A 15,808-nucleotide genomic window follows, 5' to 3' on the forward strand; every position below is an offset into this window, starting at 1 on the left:
ATTCGGCCCGCAGAGGGCGATGCTAGGGACGCAAATGCGGAATGTCTTCGGACGACCGTTCTGTCTTGATCGGGGCTGTTTTCGACATATGTCGAAATCGGTCGCGACGCTGGCGCCGCGGGCGGGCGTCAGTAGCCGTAGCGGCTCTTCAGGTGCCGCCAGACGTCGCGCAGCATCCACGCGTCGAACTCGGTGATCGACGTGGCGGAGCCCGCCTTCATGAGGAAGCAGCACTGCCCGGCCGGGGTCCAGTCGTAGAAGTCGTCCAGGCCGAAGCTGTGCCCGATCTCGTGGAGGAGGATGTGGATGTCGTCGCTGCCGAGGTTGTCCGTCAGATACTCGCTGCCGACGCGCTGTCCCCAGGCGCCTCCCATGCCGCCGTTCATGCCCTCGGTGAGCCACAGCGACATGTCGTAGTGGTGGGACGCGCCGCCCGGGCAGTTCGGGTAGGCGCCCGACTGGTCGAACAGGCGTCCGCACGGCTCGGCGCACTGCGGCGCGTTCTCGCTCATGTCGCCGACGTACACGTCGACCGAGTCGTCGCTCCACTGCAGCAGGGCGCGGTCGCGTACGGCCCAGCCGACCACCTTCACCGGCACGTCCGCGTACGGCCAGCCGTTGTGGCCCGCCATCACGTCCATCCACTTCTTGAACGACCTGGCGAGCGCGGCCTGGATGTCGTCGCGCAGCTCCGCCGAGACCGGCGCGCCGGAGTCCCAGCGGACGCAGTAGTTGACGCTGCCGCCGTTGGCCATGATCTGGTCCCAGGCGTAGTTGCGGTAGCCGTACAGGTCGGGGTAGGTGGACTCGACGTGCCGCCAGACCTCGTCGAGCGGCGCGACCAGGCCGGCGGGCGGGCTCCAGGTGCTCTGCCGCCCGGCGGCGTCGGCGAGCGCCCTGATCTCCAGGAGCCCGACCGACGCCTCGCCGCTACGCAGGACGACGCGCAGCCGGGTGGTGGTGACGGCGGGGAACGTGACGGTGTTGTAGGTGTCGGCGGCGGTGGGGTAGGAGGCGGGGATGTCGACGTACGCTCCGCCGTCCCAGCTCTGGAGCTTCCACGAGGCCGGCAGCCGCACGCCGCCTCCGTCGTCGAAGAAGTAGACCTGCACCGAGGAGATCGTCTGGGCGGACGGCCAGGTCAGCAGGGCCCACTGCTCGCCGGCCTCGGGCCAGGTGCCCCAGCGGCGGTTCCGCGTCTCGTCGGAACGAGCCGGGTCGATGCCGTCGTTGACGGCGGCCACGCTCTCCCAGGGAGAGGTGTAGGAGGCGGAGGCGGTGGCCGACGGGGCCACGTCCACGACGGCGGCGTCGGCATGCGCGGGCGCCAGGAGGAAGCCTGCGACCAGCGCGAAAACGGCGAACAATCGCCTCATGCCTGTCTCCTTCGCGGCTGAGCTCACCGGCCGCTGTCGGGGAAGTGCTGTGGAACGGGAGTGATCCGAGTTTTTTCCGCCACAAAAGGGGTGTCAAGTCCCCAACCGGAACGATGTGACGGACGGGTTGCGAGCATGCAGGGTCGTCGCAGCCCCAAAGGCGACCCGGTGAATTTCGGAAAAAGTCGCTGATTCTAGGATGACCTGGTCGTTTGAGGCTGACGAGGTGGTTTACGGGATGACAGCGCGTGGATGACAGGGCGGTTGGGGATCCGCCGGCTCCGCATGACGGAGTGGTCCGGAATGGGCCGGCGGTTCGGGATGAGCCGGTGGCCCAGGATGAGCCGGTGGCCCGGGATGAGCGTGTGGTCCGGGACAGGACGCGGCCGAAGGCCGGCGCGGCGCGGCGGAGCCCGGTGAGGCAGCGGCAGGGCCCGGCCCGGTCCGCCACATGGACACGCCGCCTGGCGGTCACCGCACTGGTGCTGGCCGCGCTCAACCTCCGCCCCTTGGTCACCAGCCTCGGGCCCGTGCTCGAAGAGGCCCGCGCCGCTCTCGGGATGAGCGCCGCCGTCGCCGGCCTGCTCACGTCCGTGCCGGCGGTGTGCTTCGCGCTGGTCGGCTCGGCCGCGCCCCGCCTGGCCCGCCGTTACGGACCGGACGGCGTCGTCCTCGCCGGGATGGCGGCGGTCGCGCTCGGGCTCGCCCTGCGTCCGTTCGTCGGCAGCACCCCGGTCTTCCTCACGCTGAGCGGCCTCGCGCTGGCCGGGATCGCGGTCGCCAACGTGCTGTTGCCGGTCGTGGTCAAGCAGCGCTTCCCGGACCGGGTCGGCATGATGACCGGCCTGTACTCCATGGCGCTCAACCTCGGGGCCTCGGCCGCCGCCGCCGTCACCGTCCCGCTCGCCGGCGCGTTCGGCGGTGACTGGCGTGCCGGTCTCGGCTCCTGGGCCGTCCTCGCCGCCGTCGCCGTGCCGCCGTGGGCCGCCCTCGTGAGGGACGGCCGGCGGCCGACCGGGCCCCGGCGCGGGCATCAGCTCGGGCAGGGCACCGGGCCGCAGGCCGAACGTACGGCGGGAGGGGACGTCGCCGCGGAGGCCGGGTCGCGCGTACGGGTCGCGCGCAGTCCCATGGCCTGGGCGCTCGCGGCCTTCTTCGGCCTGCAGTCCACCTCCGCGTACGTCATCATGGGCTGGCTGCCCCAGATCTTCCGTGACGCCGGGCTGTCCGCCGAGGCCGCCGGGCTGCTGTTCGCCGTCACTTCGGTGCTCGGGGTGCCGCTGTCCTTCGTGCTGGCCGCCGTCGCCGGTCGGCTGCGGAACCAAAGCGGCATCGCGGTCCTGCTCGGTGCGTTCGGGCTCGCCGGGTACGCCGGGCTGTGGGCGGCTCCCGCCGCCACGCCCTGGTTGTGGGCGGTGCTCCTCGGCGTGGCCAACTGCTCCTTCCCGCTGGTGCTCACCATGATCGCCATGCGCGGCAGGGACGGCGCGACGGTGATCCGGCTGTCCGCCTTCGCGCAGAGCGTCGGTTACCTGCTGTCGGTTCCCGGTCCCATCCTGGTCGGAGTGCTCTATCAGCACAGCGGCGGTTGGCACGGGCCGTTGGCCTTCGTGTTGTGCCTCATGGTGTCGCAGATCGCGGCCGGATACTTCGCGGGCCGCAACCGGCAGATCTGATCTCCCGCCGCTCCGGTCGCCGGCCCTCCCGGCCGTCGCCGTGGGCGCGAGGGTCGCCGGGCGTCGTGGAAGACGTCCCGGCCGCGTCGAGCCCTTGCGCACGGAAAATCGTTGGACGGTCGCGTGCGCCGATGATGATCCTGGGGAGCATGCGGCAGGAGGACATCTGGAACACCGACACCGCCCAGCACTACGACACGCCGGGCGCCGGGATGTTCGCGCCCGAGGTCCTCGGGCCGGCCGTCGACCGCCTCGCCGGGCTCGCCGGCGACGGGCGGGCGCTCGAATTCGCGATCGGAACCGGCCGGGTGGCCGTCCCGCTCGCCGAGCGTGGCGTGCCCGTCACCGGCATCGAGCTGTCACGTCCGATGATCGACCAGCTGCGCACGAAAGTGGACGAAGCGACGATCCCGGTTGTCGTCGGCGACATGGCCACCGCCACTGCCCCTGCCACTGCCCCGGGCGAGTACACGCTCGTCTACCTCGTCTACAACACGATCTCCAACCTGCTGACCCAGGCCGAGCAGGTCGCGTGCTTCCGCAACGCCGCGCGCCACCTGACCCCCGGAGGCCGCTTCGTGATCGAGCTCTGGGTGCCCGAGCTGCGCAAGCTCCCACCGGGCCAGGACGCCGTGGTGTGGCATCGCGAATCCGGCTACATCGGCCTGGACGCCTACGACCTTTTGCGGCAACATCTCGTGTCGCACCATTTCAGGTTCGACGAGAGCGGACAGGCCCGGCTGTTCCGCAGCCCCCACCGCTACATCTGGCCGGCCGAGCTCGATCTCATGGCCCAGCTGGCCGGGTTCGAGCTGGAAAGCAGGCACGCGGACTGGATCGGGACCGAGTTCACCGCGGAATCGCGTTCGCACGTGTCCGTTTACCGCATACCTCCGGGTGAAACCGCGTCTCGATAAGGGCGACGCTGTCGCCGACGTGAATTGCGCATTCGCTGAGGTCTGGGAATCCGCTTACGGCGGCGACGGGCCGAAATGCCGATGAATGGGCCGTACGCCCCGGCGGCAGGGGAGAGCCCCGCGAGGCGGCTGCCTCGTGGGGCGGGAGGGTCCGGCAGGTTCGATGTGCGGTTATCGGTCCTTGCTGCTGTTGGGGCCTCTTCTCTCCCCGCTGCTGATGCCGCTACCGCGGTCCGCGTTCCTCGAATCGGCCGCGCTCTTCCATGCGTCCGCGTTCGCGTCCGCGTTCTTCCATGCGCCCGCGCTCGCGGCCCCGCTCTTCGAATCGTCCGCGTTCGCGTCCGCGCTCTTCCATGCGCCCGCGTTCACGGCCGCGTTCCTCGAAGCGCCCGCGTTCACGGCCCCGCTCTTCGAATCGTCCGCGTTCGCGTCCGCGTTCCTCGAAGCGCCCGCGCTCGCGGCCCCGCTCTTCGAATCGTCCGCGTTCGCGTCCGCGCTCTTCCATGCGCCCGCGCTCGCGTCCGCGCTCCTCGAACCGGCCACGCTCGCGGCCGCGTTCACGACCGTAGTGGCCGTACGTCCGGCGGCGCTCACGTTCACGGCACCTGCCTCCGGGGCAGGGTTGCGCCGGGTTCTGCATGACCTGTGCGGTGCTGCCGGCCGCGTTGGCCGGCTGCGTCTGCATCGTCACCGGGACGATGAGGGCCGACGCCGTGATCGCGCCAGCAGCCAGTGCTTGCTTGAGCATGAGTATCACTCCGTCGACTCCGTGACTGTCACCCGGGAAACCCGGCCACACGGAGCGCGAATCGATCCATCGAACCTTGGATCCAGACCCTCGTTCTCACGCTAGAGGTAAGAAAAGGCCCCGTCACCCAGAAATGCGCAAACAACCGCTTTCCGCTGCAGAAAACACATGTAATCGGAGATGTTGTCGGCCCGTTTCCCTGTGCCGACAACTCCTTTACCCGGGTGGCTGAATTCCTTCCACATCATTGAGCTGCATGGGTTGCGATCGCACATCGGCGGCCGGAGCTCCCTCTCCGGCCCCTTCCCGGTTATTACGGTGAATCGCTGACCGAAACCGCGCGGGTTCTCGAGGTTGCCGTGACGGCTGCCGAGGAAACGGCCCGGAGCGAGCCCCCCGCTCGCCGCCAGGCCCGTCGGCCGCAGCCGTGCCCGGGCCGCGGCGTGGCAACCACGAGATCGCGCGGCATGGCCGGTCATTCCGGTTCCGGGACCACGTCGCGGCCGCCGTGCCGCGCAGGCGTCGCCGTGCTCGTACGCCGCAGGACGGTGAAGGCGATGAGGACGGCACCGGCCAGGAGCGCGGCGCTGAGTGTCATGCCGAGTGCGTATCCCTCGGTGAGGCCCTCGACCGTGGTGCTCGGGCCGGTGCGGGCGTGGGCGGCCGTGCCGAGAACGGCCAGTCCGAGTGATGCGCCGATCTGGCGTGAGCTGGAGAGCAGTCCGGAGGCCATGCCCGACTCGCTCGGCGTGACTCCCACGGTGGCGGCGGAGACGACCGGTCCGAGGCAGAGCCCGAATCCGACGCTGGTGACGAGCGACGGGCCGAGGACGTCGGCGAGGAAGGAACCGTCGGCGCTGATCAGGCCGAACCAGGCGAACCCGGTCGCGGTCACCAGCCCGCCGATGATCAGCATGGTGCGGAGCGGGAGACGGTAGCCGAGCTTGATGGCGGCCGCGGCGCCGGCGATCACGCCGACCGCGAAGGGCAGCAACTGGATCCCGGCCACGGTCGGGCTGACCTGGAGCACCTGCTGGAGGTAGAGGGACGCGAAGTAGAAGGACGACGCCATGGCGGCGCCGAGCAGGAGGTTGTAGGAGTTGGCGCCGGCGACCGAGCGGTTGGCCAGCAGGCCGAGCCGGATCAGCGGGTCGCGGGTGGTGGTCCGCTCGACGTGCACGAACGCCGCCAGCAGGGTGACGGCGGTCACCAGGGTCGTCAGGGTGACGGGCGAGGTCCACCCGTACTGGTCGGTGCGGACGACGCCGAACACGAGCAGGGACATCCCCGCCGTCGCCAGGATGGCGCCCAGCACGTCCGGACGGCCGCCGGGAGCCGTGGGCGGAGCGCCGGTGACACCCCGCCAGGCCAGTGCCAGCGCGACGGCGGCCATCGGGACACTGATGAACATCACCCAGCGCCAGCCCGCGTACTGGGTGAGCACACCGCCGATCAGGACGCCGAGGGCGCCGCCGGCGGCGTTCACCGCGCTCCATATGCCGTAGGCCCGCACACGGGCCTTGCCGGAGGGGAAGGTGACGGTCAGCAGCGCCAGCGCGGCCGGAGACAGCGCGGCGGCCCCGATGCCCTGCAGGGCGCGGGCGGCCACCAGATGGCCGGGCTCCTGTGCGAAGCCGCCCGCCAGGGAGGCGAGGCCGAAGACGGCGAGCCCGAGCAGCAGGACCCGTTTGTGGCCGTAGCGGTCGGCGATCTTCCCGCCCAGCAGGAGGAGGCCCCCGAAGGTGAGGGCGTAGGCGTGGATCACCCAGGTCAGGCCGACCGCGCCGAAGCCGAGGCCCGCGGCGATCCGCGGAAGTCCGAGATTCACGACCGACAGGTCCACCGACACCATGAACTGGACCACTGCCACCGCGGCGAGGGTGAGCCCTGGCCGAGCGGCCGTACGAACGACCGGTGTTCCGCTTGCTGATCGCGTGTGTGTCACCGTTCCGCACTCCTCCGGCAGGTTCTGGCGGCGCACTTTTCGTACGCGTACTGAAAGTACATCGGAAGCGGGGTGGGTGTCGATGGTCGAAGTCCCGATTGGCGGAAGGGAACAGCCGGACGGAATGATGGGACGGTGTCCCGAAGCAATGCGCCGCACGGCCGCACCGGCCGTCCACCGGTGACCTCCCGCGCGCAGATCCTGGAGGCGGCCCGCCGGCTGATCGATCGGGACGGCTGGGAAAAGCTGAGCATTCGCCGCCTGGCCGCGGAGCTCGGCATCGGGACGATGACCCTCTATCACCACGTGCGGGACAAAGAAGACCTGCTGCTTCTGCTGATCACCGAATACGCGGACCAGGTCCCGCGACCCGACCTGCCCGGCGACCCGCGCGACCGCATCATCGCGACCGCCGCCCTGGTCCACGACGCCCTCGCGGCCTGGCCGTGGGCCGCGGAGGTCCTCACGGTCGACGGGTTCGTCGGCCGGCTCGGCGAATCGGTGTGGATGGTCGAGACCATCGTGGCCGGAGCCATCGACCACGGATGCACACCCGAACAGGCCGTGCACGTCTTCCGCCACATCTGGTACTACACGGTCGGCGAGATCCTCGTCCGCGCCCACTCCGCCCACCAGCCGGCGGAGGACGGGCGACCCGCCGACCAAGCCCCCCTCTTCAGCGGCCTCGACAGGTCGCGGATGCCCAGCCTGGTCGCCATCGGCGACCAATGGCGAACGCTGTCCGCGCAGGACACCTACCCCCAGGGACTTCGGGCCCTCGTCGACGGGCTGCTCGCACAGCTCGCGCCGGAAACGTCGCGCAAGCCACGCTCGATACGATCGTGATCGTGGTGGACTGGAGGCTCCGGCCTGCTTCGACGGCGGACGTCGAGGCGGTGGCCGAGCTGCGGGCCGTGGTGCTCAAAGCGGATCTCGAGCGGCTCGGCCGATACGACGAGCAGCGCGTACGGCAGCGGCTGCGCGACGGATTCGCGCCGGCGCACACCTGGACGATCGAGGTGAACGATGCCTTGGCCGGCTGCGTGGCGCTGCGACCGGCCGAGGGCGCCTACTGGCTGGAGCACTTCTACCTGGCTCCGGAGCTGCAGGGGAGGGGCGTCGGCTCCGCCGTGCTGGGCAGGCTGCTGGAACGGTGTGACCGAGAAGGCGCCCTGATCCGGTTGAACGTGTTGCAGGGCAGTCCGGCCCGGCGGCTGTACGAGCGGCACGGGTTCACGGTCGAGACCGAGGACGAGGTGGACGTGTTCATGGTGCGCGATCCGGACCCTGCCTGTCGCTGATCGTTGCCTGTAGCTGATCAATCGACCACGCACCTCCGGCCTCGCACGGTCACGCCCAGAGGGGGCCTCGGCGGCCTGTCTGCCCTAAGGTTCTTCTCATGCCTTACGGCCGGATGGGTACCAGTTCGCTCGGCCTTTCCGCCGTGCTCGCCGGCGTCTTGCTCCTCTCGGCCTGCGGATCGGAGAGCATCGCCGCCTGGAGCGACGGTTTTCAGCAGACCCGGGGACCCGACTCGGCGGACCGGCGTGGCGACCCCTCATGCGGGGCCCCGTCCACCGGTATGTCACCCGGGTCCGGCACTTCGGAGCTTCCCGGCGGCTCCGAAGATCTGGAGAAGGACGGCGTCAGGATAACCGGCCCGGGTAGGGGGGTCCGCAACTGCGCCCTCTATCCGTTCTCCGCCGAGTTCCGGGTCACCAACCACGAAACCGAACCCTTCACGTACACCATCACCTTCACGTTCGTGTCCCGTTCCGGAGAGGTGCTGGCAGGCACGGAACAGACGGTTCCAGCGGTCGAGCCCGGTCAGACGGTTGAAAGCACGGTCGCCCTAAGCCGGCTTCCTCCGCAGGGGCCTCCCGTTGCGGGTGCGCGAATAGCCAAGGTCAGAAGCGTCCCGGCGGACGAGGCGCCCGCTGCGGCAGGTCCCTGCCCGCCCTCCGGGATCCGCGTCACATTGGGCAATGCCGACGCCGCCATGGGGCTCCGCGTCGTGGGTCTCCATCTGGAGAACTGCTCGACCCGCGCCTACCGCCTCGACGGCTACCCGCAGCTCCAGCTCCTCGACGAGGCCAGAAAGCCGGTCACCGGTGTCGAGGTCCTGCACGGTGACGGCGGCATCTCCACCGTGACCGGCTTCGACGATCCGCCCCAGCCGGTGAACTTGAAGCCGGGCCAGAGCGCGTCCGCAGGCCTGATGTGGCGCAATACCGTCACTGACGGCATTTCCGTGAATGTGCCGTACGCAAGAGTGAACGCCAAGGCCGGTGCTCCTCCGGTGATGGTGACGCCGGAGCTCGATCTCGGCACCACCGGGAAACTCGGCGTCAGCCCATGGAAGAAGGACGAGGCTCCGTAGGCCCTGGCGAGCCGCAAACGCGTTTGTCCCGCGGCCGATGGCCTACGGCTGTATTTCCGGGCAAGTCAGCCGCCAACGCGCTCGCCGCGCCTCGTGACCTGGGAACCTCACCTGTCAGGGAGTCGGGTGCTATACCAACTTGGTGGGTTTCACCACTTCCGGCGGCACCTGCGCCTACAGGTCCTACAGATCTAGCTACACACTACTAGGAGGATTGCTCCTACTCCAATAGGAAGACCCCTCCTGGTGGAGTAGGATCAAGTCATGGCCGAGGCCCTTCCCCCGCACATGCGACAGCTCGCCGAGGTGGCAACGATCGTGGCAGCCGCAGGCGCCACGGCTGACTGGCTGTACCACCTAAAGAGCGACATGTGTGCGTTGCGTGTGATCAAGGATGGCATTATCTCGGTTCCCGTTATGATCCCTGCCGACCCGGATCGCGACCCGGAGCTCTTCCGCGAAGCCCTCAAGCGTCTGGAGGCGGTCGTAGAAAGGATGAGCCGATGAACAAGACGATCAAGTATGTCGTCACCTTCGAGAACGGACGGTGGGTGTCGCGCTGTCCTACCGGGGAGGTGGAAGGGGTCGGAGTGGCAGCCTCTTTGTCTCAGCTGGAGCGCGACCTGGCGGAGATCCACGCCTGGGCGTGGCCCGAAAGCACCCCCGGCGTGGAGTTCACCTTCGATCTTCCAGAGGAGGTCGCAGGGGTGGTGGCGGAATACAGCCGTGAGAAGGAACTGGCCGAAACTCATACCAAGCGCGCCGCGGAACTAGCCGTCAGGGCCGCGAAGATGCTGACGAGCCATTGGTCGGAGCCGGATACGGCACGCGTCATGGGCCTGTCCAAGCAGCGCGTCCACCAGTTGAAGGTAAGCGCCTGACGGTTGTCGAGCGTCTGGCTTCTGTTCGCTGCAGTCGTAGGTACGAAACGCGGCGGAGTCGCACGGTGTTTGCCTAAAACGGCGGGACCGGCTCCGATGGTAACTGCGTCACCCATCATGCACGCAGAACGGTGACCTGGCGGCCGGACGGTGTGGTTGCTGATCTGCAGATCGGCGGCCACCTGCTGCACGGTGCGGCCAGCCTTCAGCAGGTCCAGGACTTTGCGACGGAACTCGGGGGATAGCTCCTCGGCATGCTGACTTCTGTGGGGTTCAGGCATGCCACTCAACCAAAGGGACTCTACAAAAAGCCGGTGAACATCAGTTCCATCTGCACTGGGAGGCGGTACGGATCACCTACTGGATCGCTCCGGGGAGGCGGATCGTCATGCTGACGGTGTTCCGTAAGCATCGGATACGGGAGTCGGCCGAGATCGAGCGTGCGTGGCGGGCCATGCAGCGGTGTATCGCTGGGGCCCACACCGCAGATGAGGAGTGAGCGGCATGGGGGAGCGCAGAGCCTGGGCGGATAAAAAGGCTGAGATCATGAGCCGCCCCGGTGGGGGAGCGGCATATGAGGCGGCCAGGATCAGGTTCGAGCTGGGCGAGGCGGTACGGCTGCGGCGTGAGCAGCTCGGGCTGACCCAGGCAGAGCTGGCCGAACGCACAGGGCTGAAACAGCCGGCGGTGGCGCGGTTCGAAGCGGGCGGGACGATGCCCACCATCCCGATGCTGGAGCGGCTGGCGGAGGCTCTGGAGATGCGGCTGAGCGTCCAGTTCCAGCCGCTGCGGGAGGCGAGCTGATCCCACCGGAGCGGCGTTCGACCTCGTACCGTTGGAAGCCACTTCAGGAACATCAAGGCCCGGGGCTGGAGTCCTGTCCTGACCTGGGCCTTCGTGGGTGGAGCGGGTGACGGGAATCGAACCCGCGCTGTCAGCTTGGGAAGTCTCTAACGCACTCGGCCTCTGAGCTGGGAAGCGCTGACCTGCGGTGGAGAGTACCCCGGCTGCCGTGAGTCCCTCGCGTTCCCTCTGCTGACGGGCACGCAACGGGCAGGGTCTGACCTGCTGGTCGTGGCCGTACAGCCGGCCCACCAGCTGTCCAGGTAGACGCGTTAGTCCGAAGTGGCCGAGAATTCAGCGGATGAACTCATGTCCCGTCTGTCCCATCGGCGCCGGTGACGTGGACGGGGAGGTCGTCGCCTACCGCACCACCAACGTGTTCGTTCTGCCCGTCCCTTGGCAGCGAGCAAAAAACCTTGGTCACTGTCTCGTGCTTCCGACTGCGCATGTGACGAGTCTTCATACCGCCCCGCGCGATCTTCTAGCCGAGCTGTTCGATGTGGTTGCTCAAGTGACCGCCGCCGTTCGAGAGGCGTTTGGAGCACCGGGGAGCATGGTCCTGCAGAACGACAACATCCCAGGCCAGACGCTGTCTCATCTGCACGTCCATGCGATTCCCCGTTCTCCCGATGACGGATTCATCCTCGCGGACCCCGCCAAGCTTGAGATCCCCTTCGGGGTCCGAGCGCAGCAGGCTGCACAGATCCGAGAGGTGCTCGCCAGGCGATAGTCGGAAGGCCGACGTTTCCGTCCTGATGGCCTCCCAACCTCGATGACGACGGCCAAGGAGGTCCGGACGGCGTCGCCGAGGATGGCCGGCTGTAAGGTCAAGCTCTCTGCGATGAAATTTGAAGCCGCTACACGGCTTCGGCAAGCCGGCCGGCCAGTGCTTCGCCCCCGGTCGGGTCTGTCCAGTGGTTCTTCTTACAGTCCCCCCGGTCCCATGCCGATCACGATCACGTCGACGGTAGTGGTGTTGTAGTGATGGTGAGAGTCTCGTCGGGCAGCTACCGACGCCACCTGTTCGGTCAGTGACGGGCCAAGCCGGCCGACGAAGGTGTTCCGGTTTGCGGTGCTCGCACAGCCGTGGCGATCAGGAGATCACCTTGTCGAAGACCTCGTTGAAGGCTTCGGTGGAACTCGGGTGAGTGTAGATCGAGTCGCGCAGTTCCGTTGCCGTGATGTTGTGCCGGATGGCGAGGGCGACGGTGTTGATGATCTCCTGTGCGTCGATGCTGAGTAGTGCGGCGCCGAGGATGAGGTCAGTGTCGGCGTCCACGATGAATTTCATTACGCCGCGGGTCTCCTCGACGGTGTAGGCACGAGGCATGGCGATGATGTCTGCGACCTTTTCCCGCGAGACTTTGATGTTCAGTCCCTGGGCGCGTGCCCGAGTCTCGGTCATCCCGACGGTGGCGAGCGGTGGCGTGATGAACAGGGTGTGAGGCACGGCTGTTCGGTCGGCCGTGGTGCGCTTGCCTTCGCCCATGAGCTGGTCCAGCACTATGCGCGCGTCGTCGAGGGAGATGTAGGTGAACTGTTCTCCGCCGTTGACGTCGCCGAGGGCGTAGATGTGCGGCTGGCTGCTGCGGAGATACTCGTCGACCTCGATCGCGCCTGTCGGTGTGGTCCGGACACCGGCGGCGTCAAGCCGGAGATCGGCGGTCACGGGTTTGCGGCCGGTCGCGGGCAGCAGGGCGCTCGCCTCGACGGTATGGGTCTGTCCGTCCTTTTCGTACATGATCGTCGAGACAGCGCCATCGTCCCGGACCTCGGTGATCTTCGCGCCGGTGATGATTCGGATACCGTCGCCGGCGAGGATCTCCGTGGCGACTTCGGCGATGTCCTCGTCCTCCCTCAGGAGAAGCCGATCTGCTGCTTCGAGGACGGTGACGTGCGTACCGAAGCGCTGGTAGATGGCCGCGAACTCAAGTCCGAGGTACCCGCCTCCAAGGACCACGAGACGCTCGGGCAGGTTGGCCGTGCGGGTGAGCTCTGTGCTGCTGATCAGGTGTGGACTGTCGGCGAGGCCCGGAATCGCCGGCACGATCGGCTCGGAGCCGGTGTTGATCAAGATCGTCGGAGCGGTGACCGTGATACGGTCCCTTCCTTCGCCGACGGCGACGGTGTGCGGGTCGACGAAGCTGGCGGCGCCGGTGATGACCGTCGCGGTGTCCTTGCCGTCGAGTGCCTCGAAGTTGCCGGCGCGGAACGTGCTGGTAAGGGCGCGGACGCCGGCGGTCGAGTTGGCGAAGAACTCCTGCGCGTCATCCTCTAGGCGCCTCGAGTTCGCGTAGTGGACGAGCATCTTCGTCGGGACGCAGCCGACGTTCGGGCAGGTTCCGCCGTACATGTTCTCGGACTGTTCGATCAGGATGACGCGCTTGGCGGCATCGGTGAGCGCGTGTGCGGCGGTCTTACCGCCTTTGCCGAAGCCGACGACCAGGACATCTGCGGTGAGAGCTGTGGTGGTTTCCATGCCTTTGAGTCTGCTGATCGGGGAGTGATACAACTAGATCTGTCAGTTTCACTTTTCAGCCCCAAAGTCTCATGATGGACTCAATCAGTCGTTTGCTACGCATGGCGCAGCTCAGGGCCAGCCTCGACAAGCGCTGTCTCCTGGGCGGGGCTACCCAGATGGACGTCGCCCGTCTCCGCGAGCTGGAGGCGCCGTTCCACGTCCTGCTGGAGGGTGAGTGCCAGCTGCAGGTCGGCACTGTCCTGCTCGACTTGGGACCCGGAGATGTTGTGATGATCCCGAGCGGGGCTCCGCATCGGGTGATCACGTCCGGGCGGGGCAGCCTACGGGGTACGACCGAGACCGCCGGTGATGCATTCGTGACCACGCGCAGCGAGCGCGGCGGAGCGGCAGTCATCGACCTGTTCTGCGGGCACTACACGTTCGATGCGGGTGCCGGCGCGCTGCTGTTCCGGAGCTTGCCCGATCCGGTGCACGTCTCTTTCGGGCAGTCCGCCGAAAGCGACGAGGTGCTGCGGATGTTGAGTGCCTTGATGCGCGGAGAGGCGCGACGCGAGGGCGAAGGTACCGCGGCAATTCTTTCGGCCCTGTGCACGGTGCTCCTGGCGATGGTGCTGCGGACCTCGCGGGGCGACACCACGACGACCACGTTGTGGACCGCGGCGACCGATGGTCGCATCGCCGAGGCCATCGAGGGCGTGTTGAACGAGCCCGGAGCCGATTGGACGATCGATCGGCTCAGTCGCGCGGCAGCCATGTCGCGTGCGACATTCCTGCGCCACTTTAGCCAGGACACGGGGATGACCGTGGGAGCCTTCCTTGCCCGTGCCCGGCTGATGGCCGCGACGGAGCTGCTCAGCACCACCGATGCGACGGTTGCCACCGTCGCCGGCCAGGTCGGCTACCAGTCCGAGTCCGCCTTCTCACGGGCGTTCCGGGCCGAGGTGGGTACGACACCAGCCCGGTTCCGGCGCGACCAAGTGCAGCGAAGGAAAGCAAGCACCCCGGCAGACGGCGGAAGCCATGATTGACCTCGCGTGCCTGTGCATGCCCGCGGCTGCCGTCGCTGAGACTGCGCCTGCCGACAATGTCATCCGCGCAGGTCATCCGGCTTTCCAGGTTTCTCCTGGCATGCGCTCGCTTCGGCTATCGAAAGGGGCTGACACCGGCAGAACGATCACTTCTGCTCTATCGTCTGGCCTATCTGACCGTCGCGAATGCCTTTGCCGCGCTGCGGCTGCTGCCGATGGGCGATCGGGACAAGGATGCTGAAATCGTTGCCCTCCGCCACCAGATCACCGTTCTTGAGCGGCAGCTCGGCGCCGACACCAGGGTGAGATTCGCCCCCGAGGATCGAGCCTTCCTCGCCGCACTCCTGACATCGCTGCCCCGCGAGGTCCTGCGTCGGCTGCGGCTCCTCGTCCATCCGGATACCGTCCTGCGCTGGCACCGCGATCTGCTGAAACAGCGGCACGCCCGCACCTGTAGGCCCAAGCGGCCTGGGCGCCCGCCCAGGGTTCGCTCCATTCGCGCTCTCATTCTTGTGCCGCTCCAGAACTCGTTGCAGCAGGTCTGATCTGCGGTTTGGCCGGATGGGTGCGGTGGGGCAGGATCGCGGGCCGTGTCTTTTCGTCTCCTGTATCTGATCATGGTTCGGGTCTTCGGCTGGCTGGTGTTGCTGGCGCGTAGCCATGGGTCGAAGGACGCGAAGATCATGGTTCTTCGTCATGAGGTGGTGGTGCTGCGACGTCAGGCTGTCCGGCCGAAGCCTGACTGGGCCGACAGGGCGGTCCTGGCCGCTCTCGCGCGAGTGCTGCCGACTGTGCTGCGGTCCCACCGGCTTGTGACGCCGGGTACGTTGCTGGCCTGGCACCGCCGACTGGTTGCGGCGATCAGTACTACCTGCTCGCCCACGAGGCCGAACTGCCGCCGGTGCGACTGCACGACCTGCGCCACGGCGCCGCCTCGCTCATGCTCGCCGCCGGGGTCGACCTCAAGGTGGTCCAGGAGACCCTCGGCCACGTCTCCAGCACGTTCACCCGCGACACCTACACCAGCGTCTATCCCGAGGTCGCCCGCGCCGCCGCCGATCCACCGCCGCCCTCATCACCACTGGACCCGGCAGCACACAGCAAGCCCGCCTGATCAGCCTGCCAACCAGGACAGCCGCCACCACCTCCTGAACCACCCGAGGCTCCGGCAGGCCCGCTGACTTGCAGCGGGCCTGCCTCTTTGTCGTCACCGCACTTTGCCCGCACGGGAAAAGGACCGGCCAGCGTGGGGGGTGAGGTGGACAGGAGGGGGTTGAGCCCGCCGCAGCGTGTCGATGAAATGTGCCCCCTCGGCTGAGGCTGACCATGATCGATCCGTATCGCGAGTCGTTAGAGGCTCGAACGGGCGGGTGAGCGCTTGCTGACTATTTAGCTGCCGGCCACGGAGGACTGATCGTCAGCGGAGCGGGCTTGCAGGGCCCTTTGCTGAAGGCCTGATCGCCGCCGATTGGAAGCCTTGAGAGGTGTTCTGGCTTGATCTTCCGATGGTCGTCTCGGGCGTCTGAGCTGAC

Annotated in this window: 16 protein-coding genes; 11 read left to right on the top strand and 5 right to left on the bottom strand. The window is 67.8% G+C overall.

Annotated elements, in window-relative coordinates; all coding sequences use genetic code 11:
• Window positions 1-128: 128 nt before the first annotated feature.
• Window positions 129-1,376, bottom strand: a complete 1,248-nt coding sequence (locus BXA11_RS43785) for a DUF7402 domain-containing protein (protein ID WP_204053465.1) — start codon at window positions 1,374-1,376, stop codon at window positions 129-131.
• Between the two features lie 416 nt (window positions 1,377-1,792).
• Here BXA11_RS43785 and BXA11_RS00090 point away from each other — a divergent pair, with 416 nt between their 5' ends.
• Together BXA11_RS00090 and BXA11_RS00095 are read left to right on the top strand one after the other, a co-directional pair.
• Complete coding sequence (locus tag BXA11_RS00090) at window positions 1,793-3,052, top strand: CynX/NimT family MFS transporter (protein ID WP_076432373.1); 1,260 nt, start codon at window positions 1,793-1,795, stop codon at window positions 3,050-3,052.
• 149 nt (window positions 3,053-3,201) lie between these two features.
• Window positions 3,202-3,969, top strand: a complete 768-nt coding sequence (locus BXA11_RS00095) for a class I SAM-dependent methyltransferase (protein WP_076432375.1) — start codon at window positions 3,202-3,204, stop codon at window positions 3,967-3,969.
• Between the two features lie 223 nt (window positions 3,970-4,192).
• On the opposite strand, the gene BXA11_RS41805 is transcribed toward BXA11_RS00095, so the two are convergent.
• A complete protein-coding gene (locus BXA11_RS41805; RefSeq protein WP_143734020.1) occupies window positions 4,193-4,717 on the bottom strand; it encodes a hypothetical protein in 525 nt (174 codons plus the stop codon).
• A gap of 475 nt (window positions 4,718-5,192) precedes the next feature.
• Entirely contained in the window at window positions 5,193-6,587 is a 1,395-nt protein-coding gene (locus tag BXA11_RS00105) for an MFS transporter (protein WP_239104762.1), read from the bottom strand.
• A 210-nt stretch (window positions 6,588-6,797) separates the two neighbouring features.
• Between BXA11_RS00105 and BXA11_RS00110 the strand changes: the two genes are divergently transcribed.
• The 7 genes from BXA11_RS00110 to BXA11_RS00145 all read left to right on the top strand — a co-directional run bounded on the left by BXA11_RS00110 (window position 6,798) and on the right by BXA11_RS00145 (window position 11,496).
• The gene (locus tag BXA11_RS00110; RefSeq protein WP_204053466.1) at window positions 6,798-7,508 is read left to right on the top strand and encodes a TetR/AcrR family transcriptional regulator; all 711 of its coding nucleotides are present in this window, start codon (window positions 6,798-6,800) and stop codon (window positions 7,506-7,508) included.
• A gap of 2 nt (window positions 7,509-7,510) precedes the next feature.
• Window positions 7,511-7,963: a GNAT family N-acetyltransferase gene (locus BXA11_RS00115; protein ID WP_076432379.1), complete on the top strand. Its 453-nt coding sequence runs from the start codon at window positions 7,511-7,513 to the stop codon at window positions 7,961-7,963.
• 98 nt (window positions 7,964-8,061) lie between these two features.
• Window positions 8,062-9,042, top strand: a complete 981-nt coding sequence (locus BXA11_RS00120) for a DUF4232 domain-containing protein (RefSeq protein ID WP_204053467.1) — start codon at window positions 8,062-8,064, stop codon at window positions 9,040-9,042.
• A gap of 264 nt (window positions 9,043-9,306) precedes the next feature.
• Window positions 9,307-9,549: a hypothetical protein gene (locus BXA11_RS00125; protein WP_076431727.1), complete on the top strand. Its 243-nt coding sequence runs from the start codon at window positions 9,307-9,309 to the stop codon at window positions 9,547-9,549.
• Complete coding sequence (locus tag BXA11_RS00130) at window positions 9,546-9,923, top strand: hypothetical protein (RefSeq protein ID WP_076431729.1); 378 nt, start codon at window positions 9,546-9,548, stop codon at window positions 9,921-9,923. Before BXA11_RS00125 ends, BXA11_RS00130 begins: the two co-directional genes overlap by 4 nt.
• Window positions 9,924-10,427: 504 nt before the next feature.
• Entirely contained in the window at window positions 10,428-10,727 is a 300-nt protein-coding gene (locus tag BXA11_RS00140; RefSeq protein ID WP_076431733.1) for a helix-turn-helix domain-containing protein, read from the top strand.
• Window positions 10,728-11,106: 379 nt separating this feature from the next.
• On the top strand, window positions 11,107-11,496 hold the full coding sequence (locus tag BXA11_RS00145) for an HIT family protein (protein ID WP_244303541.1): 390 nt from the start codon (window positions 11,107-11,109) through the stop codon (window positions 11,494-11,496).
• 363 nt (window positions 11,497-11,859) lie between these two features.
• On the opposite strand, the gene BXA11_RS00150 is transcribed toward BXA11_RS00145, so the two are convergent.
• On the bottom strand, window positions 11,860-13,245 hold the full coding sequence (locus BXA11_RS00150) for an FAD-dependent oxidoreductase (protein ID WP_076431737.1): 1,386 nt from the start codon (window positions 13,243-13,245) through the stop codon (window positions 11,860-11,862).
• Between the two features lie 74 nt (window positions 13,246-13,319).
• On the opposite strand from BXA11_RS00150, the gene BXA11_RS00155 reads away from it, so the two are divergent.
• A complete protein-coding gene (locus tag BXA11_RS00155; RefSeq protein WP_076432385.1) occupies window positions 13,320-14,276 on the top strand; it encodes an AraC family transcriptional regulator in 957 nt (318 codons plus the stop codon).
• Window positions 14,277-14,422: 146 nt separating this feature from the next.
• Here BXA11_RS00155 and BXA11_RS42965 read toward each other — a convergent pair whose 3' ends face one another.
• Window positions 14,423-14,719 (bottom strand): hypothetical protein, encoded by a 297-nt coding sequence (locus BXA11_RS42965; protein WP_159454717.1) that lies wholly within the window; start codon window positions 14,717-14,719, stop codon window positions 14,423-14,425.
• Between the two features lie 458 nt (window positions 14,720-15,177).
• Here BXA11_RS42965 and BXA11_RS44255 point away from each other — a divergent pair, with 458 nt between their 5' ends.
• Window positions 15,178-15,390: a tyrosine-type recombinase/integrase gene (locus BXA11_RS44255; RefSeq protein ID WP_373320532.1), complete on the top strand. Its 213-nt coding sequence runs from the start codon at window positions 15,178-15,180 to the stop codon at window positions 15,388-15,390.
• The last annotated feature ends 418 nt before the right edge of the window (window positions 15,391-15,808 follow it).

The sequence above is a fragment of the Microbispora rosea genome, assembly GCF_900156315.1.
GTDB lineage: Bacteria > Actinomycetota > Actinomycetes > Streptosporangiales > Streptosporangiaceae > Microbispora > Microbispora rosea.

Excerpts from the sequence above, each read along its gene's own strand:
- BXA11_RS00130 (WP_076431729.1), top strand. The coding sequence starts at position 9,546 with ATGAACAAGACGATCAAGTATGTCGTCACCTTCGAGAACGGACGGTGG.
- BXA11_RS00155 (WP_076432385.1), top strand. The coding sequence starts at position 13,320 with ATGGACTCAATCAGTCGTTTGCTACGCATGGCGCAGCTCAGGGCCAGC.
- BXA11_RS00095 (WP_076432375.1), top strand. The coding sequence starts at position 3,202 with ATGCGGCAGGAGGACATCTGGAACACCGACACCGCCCAGCACTACGAC.
- BXA11_RS00120 (WP_204053467.1), top strand. The coding sequence starts at position 8,062 with ATGCCTTACGGCCGGATGGGTACCAGTTCGCTCGGCCTTTCCGCCGTG.
- BXA11_RS00150 (WP_076431737.1), bottom strand. The coding sequence starts at position 13,245 with ATGGAAACCACCACAGCTCTCACCGCAGATGTCCTGGTCGTCGGCTTC.
- BXA11_RS00140 (WP_076431733.1), top strand. The coding sequence starts at position 10,428 with ATGGGGGAGCGCAGAGCCTGGGCGGATAAAAAGGCTGAGATCATGAGC.
- BXA11_RS41805 (WP_143734020.1), bottom strand. The coding sequence starts at position 4,717 with ATGCTCAAGCAAGCACTGGCTGCTGGCGCGATCACGGCGTCGGCCCTC.
- BXA11_RS00125 (WP_076431727.1), top strand. The coding sequence starts at position 9,307 with ATGGCCGAGGCCCTTCCCCCGCACATGCGACAGCTCGCCGAGGTGGCA.
- BXA11_RS43785 (WP_204053465.1), bottom strand. The coding sequence starts at position 1,376 with ATGAGGCGATTGTTCGCCGTTTTCGCGCTGGTCGCAGGCTTCCTCCTG.